Origin of the sequence: Micromonospora sp. C81 (assembly GCF_018070425.1) — a bacterium.
In the GTDB taxonomy this organism is placed as follows: Bacteria; Actinomycetota; Actinomycetes; order Mycobacteriales; family Micromonosporaceae; genus Micromonospora; species Micromonospora zamorensis.
On record NZ_JAGPXS010000010.1, the window covers coordinates 226,450 to 235,155 of the forward strand.

Genomic DNA, 8,706 nt, shown 5'->3' on the forward strand with positions numbered 1-8,706 from the left:
CAACCCCATGGCACCACAAACCCAACCCGAGATCTGGTTCCTCACCGGCAGCCAAGGCATGTACGGCGAGGAGACGCTCCGGCAGGTCGCCGAGCAGTCCCGCCAGATCGCGGCCGCGCTCGACGACTCGCCGCAGATTCCCGCCCGCGTGGTCTGGAAGCCCGTCCTGACCAACAGCAGTGAGATCCTGCAGGTCTGCCGGGACGCCGCCGCCCAGGGTGCCGTCGGGGTCATCGCCTGGATGCACACCTTCTCTCCGGCGAAGATGTGGATCTCCGGTCTGGACGCGTTGCAGACGCCGTTGCTGCACCTGCACACCCAGGCCAACGTGCTGCTGCCCTGGAACGACATCGACATGGACTTCATGAACCTGAACCAGGCCGCCCACGGCGACCGGGAGTTCGGGTACATCCAGACCCGTCTCGGTGTGGCCCGCAAGACGGTGGCCGGGCACGTCAGCGACCCGCGGGTCACCGCCCGGGTCGGGGCGTGGGCACGTGCCGCGCTCGGCTGGTCGGCGATGCGGTCGCTGCGCCTGGCCCGCTTCGGTGACAACATGCGCGACGTCGCGGTGACCGAGGGCGACAAGGTCGAGGCGGAGCTGCGGTTCGGGGTCTCGGTCAACACCTACGGCGTCAACGACCTGGTCGAGGTGGTCGGCCAGGTCACCGACGCGCAGGTGGACGACCTGGTCAAGGAGTACCAGGACACCTACCGCATCGGCGGCGACCTGCTGCCCGGCGGCGATCGGCACGACTCGTTGCGGTACGCGGCCCGCCTGGAGCTGGGCATGCGCACGTTCCTGGACGCGGGCGGGTTCCGGGCCTTCACCACGAACTTCGAGGACCTCGGGGGCCTGCGTCAGCTGCCGGGCATCGCCGTGCAGCGGCTCATGGCCGACGGCTACGGCTTCGGTGGCGAGGGCGACTGGAAGACGTCGGTCCTGGTGCACACGCTCAAGGCGATGTCGGTGGGCGTGGACGGCGGCACGTCGTTCATGGAGGACTACACCTACGACCTCACCCCGGGCGAGGAGCTGGTGCTCGGCGCCCACATGCTGGAGGTCTGTCCGACCATCGCCTCCGATGTTCCCAACGTGGAGATCCACCCCCTGAGCATCGGCGGTCGGGAGGACCCGGTCCGGCTGGTCTTCGACGCCGCGCCCGGCCCGGCGGTGGTGCTCGGGCTCGCCGACATGGGCGAGCGGTTCCGGCTCGTCGCCAACGAGATCGACGTGGTCACTCCGCCGCAGCCGCTGCGCCGGCTGCCGGTGGCCCGCGCGGTCTGGCGTCCGCGACCGGACCTGCCGGTGTCGGCGGAGTCGTGGATCACCGCAGGCGCGCCGCACCACACGGTGCTGTCGCAGGCGGTGGGGGTGGAGGAGTTGCACGACCTGGCGGAGATGAGCCGCACGGAACTGGTCGTCATCGACGCCGACACCCAGCCCCGCCGCTTCGCCGACGAGATCCGCTGGAACCAGGCCTACTACCGGTTGGCGCGCGGCTTCTGACCCATTCGCTCGGAGCGTCCGGAAACGGGTGGTCCATCCCTGCCTGCGGGCCGGGGTGGCCACCCGTTCGCGCGTGGTCCTGGCAGGAACGCGGGTCGGCTGTGTTACGTCTTGACTAACAGCATGTTATCGCTCACAGTCTATAGCCAAGATGGTCGATGTCTTGACTGTCCGGCCATGCGCGCGTTGCACCCCCTCGGTTGCGGCACCTCGTCGCCGCGACGGTCGGGCTGGCGGTGTTAGCGATCACAAGGTCGGACGCGGGTCAACTCGGTGCCCCGCCCGGTGCCGCGGACGCCGACCCAGACCGCTCGGTTCGCGTCAGCAGAGGAGGATCATGCTTTCCATCGGTCGGGTTCCCCGAGGTGCGCCACGTCGGCGCGGGTGGCTGTCGAGACTCGCCGTCGCCGCTATGACACTGGTGGTCGGTGGCGCGGCCGTAGCCGTCGCCTCGTCGCCGGCGTCAGCGGCCACCGTCGACACCAGCGCCTGGTACGTGTTGGTGAACCGCAACAGCGGCAAGGCCGTGGACGTGTACAACCTGGCGACGAACGACGGCGCGCGGATCACCCAGTGGACGCGCAACAACGGCAACCAGCAGCAGTGGCAGTTCGTCGACTCCGGAGGCGGCTACTACCGACTCAAGTCGAGGTTGTCGGGCAAGGTGCTGGACGTCTCCGGCCGCTCGACCGCCAACGGCGCCAGCGTCGTGCAGTGGACCGACAACAACGGCACCAACCAGCAGTTCCGGCTGGCAGACTCGGACGGCGGGTACGTCCGGTTGATCAACCGCAACAGCAACAAGGCGATGGAGGTGCAGGGCGCCTCGACCGCCGACGGCGGCAACATCGTGCAGTACGACGACTGGAGCGGCGCCAACCAGCAGTGGCAGCTCGTCCGCGTCGACGGCGGGACCGACCCCACGACGCCACCGCCGTCCGGCACGTACTCGAACCCGGTGGTCTGGCAGGACTTCGCCGACGTCGACATCATCCGGGTCGACAACGCCTACTACATGTCGGCGTCCACCATGCACTACTCGCCGGGAGCGCCGGTGCTGCGCTCGTACGACCTGGTGAACTGGGAGTTCGCCGGTCACTCGGTGCCCCGACTCGACTTCGGCTCGAAGTACGACATGAGCGGCGGTAACGCGTACGTCGACGGGATCTGGGCGTCGACGTTGAACTACCGGCCGAGCAACCGGACGTACTACTGGGCCGGGTGCATCGACTTCGCGCAGACCCACATCTACACCGCGTCCGCCGTCGACGGTGCGTGGAGCAAGCACACCACCATCCCGAACTGCTACTACGACGCCGGCATGCTGATCGACGACAACGACACCATGTACGTGGCGTACGGCAACGGCACCATCAGCGTGGCGCAGTTGTCCGCGGACGGGAAGTCGCAGGTTCGCGCCCAGCAGGTCTACACCACGCCGTCGAGCATCGGCACGCTGGAGGGCGCCCGGTTCTACAAGCGCAACGGCGCCTACTACATCTGGCTCACCCGCCCGGCCAACGGCCAGTACGTGCTGAAGTCGACCAACGGCCCGTTCGGCCCGTACGAGCAGCGTCAGGTGCTGCTCAACCTGCCCGGCCCGATCTCCGGTGGCGGTGTGCCGCACCAGGGTGGGCTGGTGCAGACCCAGAACGGCGACTGGTACTACATGTCCTTCGTCGACGCGTACCCCGGTGGTCGGATGCCGGCGATGGCCCCGATCACCTGGACCGGCGACGGCTGGCCGGTGCTGCAGACGGTCAACGGCACCTGGGGCACCTCGTACCCGAAGCCGAACCTGCCCGCGCCGCCGCGTGCGGTCAAACCGCTGACCGGCACCGACACGTTCGCCGGCACCACCCTCGGCCCGCAGTGGGAGTGGAACCACAACCCGGACAACAGCAAGTGGGCGGTCAACAACGGGCTGAACCTGCAGACCGCCACCGTCACCGGCGACCTGTACAAGGCGCGCAACACGCTGACCCACCGCATCCAGGGCCCCACCTCGACCGCGACGATCGAGTTGGACTACTCCACGATGCGCGACGGTGACCGGACCGGCCTGGCGGTGCTGCGCAACTCGTCGGCCTGGATCGGGGTCCGACGGGACAACGGGTCGACACGTCTGGTCATGCAGAACGGCCTGACGATGGACGGCAGTTGGAACACCACCAGCACCGGCAGCGAGGTGGCGAGCACCGCTGTCTCGGGTGGCCGAATCTGGTTGCGGGCCAACGCCGACATCAGACCCGGGTCGGGCCGGCAGGCGCGTTTCTCGTACAGCACGGACGGGGTCAACTTCACCTCGTTCGGCAACGCGCTCACCCTGGCGAACAACTGGCAGTTCTTCATGGGCTACCGGTTCGCCATCTTCAACCACGCGACCCAGGCGCTCGGTGGCGCTGTCACCGTGCGCCGATTCGACCTGACAACGCCGTGACACCAGTCACAACAGGATCGGTCTGATCCGGTGGCGTGGGCGCGCACGTGCCCGCCGGCCCGTCGAGCCCGCGCCACCGCGTGATGCCGTCGCCGGCCTGCTCCACGCTCTGTCCAGGGAGCGCAGGGCAGGCCGGCGTGGCGTCTGGCAACGACGGAGTACGCCGCCTTGCCGCGTACTCCAGGTGGGGGATGCGTTGCGCGGCTCTGGCGCGTTGCGCGGACCCCCTACCGCCGTCCCGTGTTCGGGGCGGTGGCTGGCGTAGACTGTCGGCGATCCAGCGCTGGTCACCTGGGATTCAGCACCGGCGTGGTGACTGAGCGAGGGGGATCGGGCCGGGCCGCTCCAGTCGACGTCGACGGGCTGCGGGCCGGAGATGCAGCGGGGGGAGCGAAATGGCCGTCCACGGTCCCGCGATGACGGACGTTGCTCGTCTCGCCGGTGTCTCCCATCAGACGGTGTCGCGGGTGCTCAACGGGCACCCCAACGTCCGTGAGCAGACCCGGCTCCGGGTTCGCGCGGCGATCGCCGAACTCGGCTACCGTCCGAACGGCGCGGCACGCGCGCTGGTGACCGGTCGATCGCAGGTCATCGGCGTGGTCGCACAGAACACGACGCTCTACGGTCCCGCGTCACTGCTGGCGGCGTTGGAGCAGACGGCCGCCGAAGAGGGCTTCGCGGTCAGCGTCGGCAGCGTCCGCAACCTGGACCACCGGTCCATCTCGGCGGCCGTCGAGCGGCACCTGTCGCACCGCGTCGCCGGCATCGTGGTCATCGCGCCGGTCGAGTCGGCCGGTGAGGCGCTGGAACGCCTGCCGAAGGATGTCCCGCTGGTCACGGTCGACGGTGACCCGAGCCGACCGGTGCCACTGGTGACTGTCGACCAGGTGGCGGGTGCCCGGGCGGCGACGCAACATCTGCTCGACGCGGGGCACCGCACCGTCTGGCACGTCTCGGGCCCGTCCGACTGGTTCGACAGCGTCGGTCGGATCGACGGCTGGCGGGAGGCTCTGCTGGCCGCCGGGCTGGTTCCGCCACCGCTGATGCCGGGGGACTGGTCCGCGGCCTCGGGTTACCGGTGTGGGCAGATGTTGGCGCGTATGCCGGAGGTCACCGCGGTCTTCACCGCCAACGACCATCTCGCGCTGGGCGTGCTGCGGGCGTTGCACGAGTTCGGCAAGCGGGTGCCGGACGACATCAGCGTCGTCGGCTTCGACGACGTGCCCGAGGCGGCGTACTTCATTCCACCGCTGACCACCGTTCGCCCGGACTTCGACGCGGTGGCGCGGGCGAGCCTGCAGATGCTGCTGAGCCAGATCGAGTCGGGCACCGGCGGGGCACTACGGCAGACCGTAGCCCCGACACTGGTCTCCCGCGAGAGCGTCGCGCCACCGCGTCGCTGACGCTCGTCCGTCGACGGACGCGGTTGGATTGCCGCAGAGCACTCCTATCGATGCTCGGCAATGCACCGAGGGCAAGGTATTGAACCTCATGAAATGTCGCCGTAACATGATGGGCGTCTCTGTTAACGCTAACAATATTGGCGTCCAGCAATAGGCCCAGCGACCCAAGATCGTAGTCAGGGGCGGGCGCCACCGACAAGGAGGCTCGATGAACCGCATAACCCGAGGTCGTCGCTGGGGGAGCGTACTGGCGGCCGGAGTGCTGCTCGCCGGCGCTCTGGTCGGCCTGCGCGCCCCCGCAGCGCAGGCACTGGACAACGGGGTGGCGCGTACTCCCCCCATGGGTTGGAATTCGTGGAACTCGTTCGGCTGCAACATCAACGAGGCGCTGATCCGGCAGACGGCCGATGCGATCGTCAGCAGCGGTATGCGGGACCTCGGCTACAACTACGTCGTGGTCGACGACTGCTGGTTCAACCCCAACCGGGACAGCTCCGGCAACATCCAGGGCGACCCCAGCCGGTTCCCCAGCGGGATGAAGGCGCTCGGCGACTACCTGCACGCCCGGAACCTGAAGTTCGGCCTGTATCAGGTGCCGGTCGACAAGACCTGCGCGCAGTACTTCGGCGCCTACCCCGGCGCGACCGGCAGCCGGGGCCACGAGGTGCAGGACGCGCGCCAGTTCGCCGCCTGGGGCGTCGACTTCCTCAAGTACGACTGGTGCTCGCCGGAGGGCAGCATCAACGACCAGGTGACCACCTTCGCCAAGATGCGTGACGCGCTGGCCGCGACCGGCCGACCGATCGTCTACAGCATCAACCCGAACAGCATCCACGCCAAGACCGGCCCGCAGCGCAACTGGGGCGACGTGGCGAACATGTGGCGAACCACCGAGGACATCACCAACGCGTGGGACACCGGTCAGAGCAACGGCTACCCGATGGGCATCCAGAACATCATCAACGTGACCGTCCCGCTGGCGTCCTACGCGAGGCCGGGTGGGTTCAACGACCCGGACATGATGGAGGTCGGCCGGGGTGGCATGAACGACACGGAGATGCGCAGCCACTTCGCGATGTGGGCGATCATGGCGTCTCCGCTGATCGCCGGGAACGACGTGCGGAACATGAACTCCGCGACGCAGACCATCCTCAAGAACGCCAACCTGATCGCGATCAACCAGGACTCGCTCGGGTTGCAGGGGACGCAGGTGTCCTTCGACGGCACCCGTCGGGTGCTGGCCAAGCCCCTCGCCAACGGTGACGTCGCCGTCGCCCTGTTCAACCAGGGCGGCTCGACGACGACGATCTCGACCACAGCCGCGGCCGTCGGCAAGTCCGGCTCGTCGTTCACGCTGGTGGACGCGTGGACGGGTGGCACCAGCTCCAGCAGCGGGACGATCAGTGCCAGCGTCCCCGCGCACGGCACCGTGGTGTTCCGGGTCAGCGGTGGTGGGACGACCACTCCGCCGCCGACCACGTCGGGCGCGTTCGCGAGCGCCGCCTCCGGCCGCTGCCTGGACGTTCCGCAGAGCAACACCACCAACGGCACCCAGCCGGTGATCTGGGACTGCAACGGCGCCGCCAACCAGAACTGGACCCTCAACGGGCAGACCCTCCAGGCTCTCGGCAAGTGCCTGGACGCACCCCTCAACGCCACTGCCGGCACCAAGGTGCAGATCTGGGACTGCAACGGGGGAGCCAACCAGCGGTGGGCGATCAACGCCAACGGGACGATCAGCGGCGCCCAGTCCGGGCTCTGCCTGGACGTCAACAACAACGCCACGGCCAACGGCACCACGGTGCTTCTCTGGACCTGCACCGGGGCGGCGAACCAGCGGTGGACGCGGCGATAGCCGATCGGGTCGGCCGACCGACCAGGTCGGGGCAACCCACCTGATCCTCGGAAGTGCCGGTGCCCGCTGACGACAGTCGTCGTCGGCGGGCACCGCTCTGTGCGGGGTCGCGCCGATGACGGTGAGTCGTCGCGTCAACCACTTCCCGCTGACCGACCGCATGACTACGCTCGCCTGGATGCTCCGTTACGAGACCGTGACACCGGTATTTCGGCTCTGGTGTTGACGTGAACTTTGTGAGCGCTAACACTACCCGAAAGATGACAGTTGGCCCCGGCAGTCGCGGGGAGTCCAGAGAGGAGAAGCCCGTGGGCAGGAAATTCCTGGTTGCTCTGGGCAGCGCGGCACTGGCGTTGAGCCTGGCGGCGTGCAGTGGCGAGGGTGCGGGCAGTAACGGCAGCAGCGGGGGTGACAAGCCCAGCGACCTGACCATCGGCGTGTCCATGCCGACCCAGACCTCGGAGCGGTGGATCGCCGACGGCAACGCGGTGAAGTCGAAGCTTGAGGCCAAGGGCTACAAGGTCGACCTCCAGTACGCCGGTGACGACATCCCCACGCAGTCGCAGCAGGTCGACCAGATGATCACCCGCGGCGCGGACGTTCTGGTCATCGCGGCGATCGACGGCACCGCGCTCAGCAGCCAGTTGCAGGCCGCCGCGTCCGCGAAGATCCCGGTCATCTCCTACGACCGGCTGATCCGCGGCAGCAAGGACGTCGACTTCTACGTCAGCTTCGACAACTACAAGGTTGGCGTCGCCCAGGGCACCGCACTGCTCGTCGGCCTCGGCCTGCTGAACAAGGACGGCTCGAAGGGCACGGCCAAGGGGCCGCTGAACGTCGAGCTCTTCGCCGGGTCGCTGGATGACAACAACACCCAGTACTTCTTCGGCGGAGCGATGGACACGCTGAAGCCGTTCATCGAGAACGGCACGCTGGTCGTCAAGTCCAAGCAGACCACCCCCGAGCAGGTCGCCATCCTGCGGTGGCAGCAGGAGACCGCGCAGAAGCGGATGGAGAACCTGCTCACCTCCAGCTACAACGACGGCTCGAAGGTCGACGGGGTGCTGTCGCCGTACGACGGCATCTCCCGCGGCATCATCACCGCCCTGCAGAACGCCGGCTACGGCAGCGGCGCGAAGAAGCTCCCGGTGGTGACCGGCCAGGACGCGGAGATCGCCTCGATCAAGCTGATCAACGACGGCGTGCAGAGCTCCACGGTCTTCAAGGACACCCGCCTGCTGGCCGACCAGGCCGTCAACGCCGCCGAGGCGTTCCTGCAGAAGAAGCAGCCGCAGGCCAACGACTCGGAGACGTACAACAACGGCGTCAAGGTCGTCCCGGCGTACCTGCTGCCGATCGCGACCGTCTACAAGGACGACATCAAGGCGACCCTGATCGATTCCGGCTACTGGACGGCGGAAGAGGTCGCCGCCGGTCAGGCCAAGAAGTAAGCCACCCGTCGGGCCCTCAAGGAGCAGGGCATCACCTGCATCACGAT

5 protein-coding genes are annotated in these 8,706 nt (G+C 68.1%); all 5 read left to right on the plus strand.

Features of this window, described 5'->3' with window-relative positions; genetic code table 11:
• Positions 1–7 precede the first annotated feature (7 nt).
• The 5 genes from araA (at position 8) to chvE (ending at position 8,659) form a co-directional block, all read left to right on the plus strand.
• Positions 8–1,510: an L-arabinose isomerase gene (gene araA / locus KBX46_RS18755; RefSeq protein ID WP_099851814.1), complete on the plus strand. Its 1,503-nt coding sequence runs from the start codon at positions 8–10 to the stop codon at positions 1,508–1,510.
• A gap of 337 nt (positions 1,511–1,847) precedes the next feature.
• Entirely contained in the window at positions 1,848–3,950 is a 2,103-nt protein-coding gene (locus KBX46_RS18760; RefSeq protein ID WP_210793448.1) for a family 43 glycosylhydrolase, read from the plus strand.
• Positions 3,951–4,366: 416 nt separating this feature from the next.
• Positions 4,367–5,353: a LacI family DNA-binding transcriptional regulator gene (locus KBX46_RS18765; protein WP_172861988.1), complete on the plus strand. Its 987-nt coding sequence runs from the start codon at positions 4,367–4,369 to the stop codon at positions 5,351–5,353.
• A 208-nt stretch (positions 5,354–5,561) separates the two neighbouring features.
• Positions 5,562–7,208, plus strand: a complete 1,647-nt coding sequence (locus KBX46_RS18770; RefSeq protein ID WP_210793449.1) for a ricin-type beta-trefoil lectin domain protein — start codon at positions 5,562–5,564, stop codon at positions 7,206–7,208.
• Between the two features lie 308 nt (positions 7,209–7,516).
• Positions 7,517–8,659: a multiple monosaccharide ABC transporter substrate-binding protein gene (gene chvE, locus KBX46_RS18775; protein ID WP_141908591.1), complete on the plus strand. Its 1,143-nt coding sequence runs from the start codon at positions 7,517–7,519 to the stop codon at positions 8,657–8,659.
• The last annotated feature ends 47 nt before the right edge of the window (positions 8,660–8,706 follow it).

Bases quoted from the DNA above. Each gene is read 5' to 3' on its own strand.
- araA (WP_099851814.1), top strand. From the start codon at position 8: ATGGCACCACAAACCCAACCCGAGATCTGGTTCCTCACCGGCAGCCAA.
- KBX46_RS18760 (WP_210793448.1), top strand. From the start codon at position 1,848: ATGCTTTCCATCGGTCGGGTTCCCCGAGGTGCGCCACGTCGGCGCGGG.
- KBX46_RS18765 (WP_172861988.1), top strand. From the start codon at position 4,367: ATGACGGACGTTGCTCGTCTCGCCGGTGTCTCCCATCAGACGGTGTCG.
- KBX46_RS18770 (WP_210793449.1), top strand. From the start codon at position 5,562: ATGAACCGCATAACCCGAGGTCGTCGCTGGGGGAGCGTACTGGCGGCC.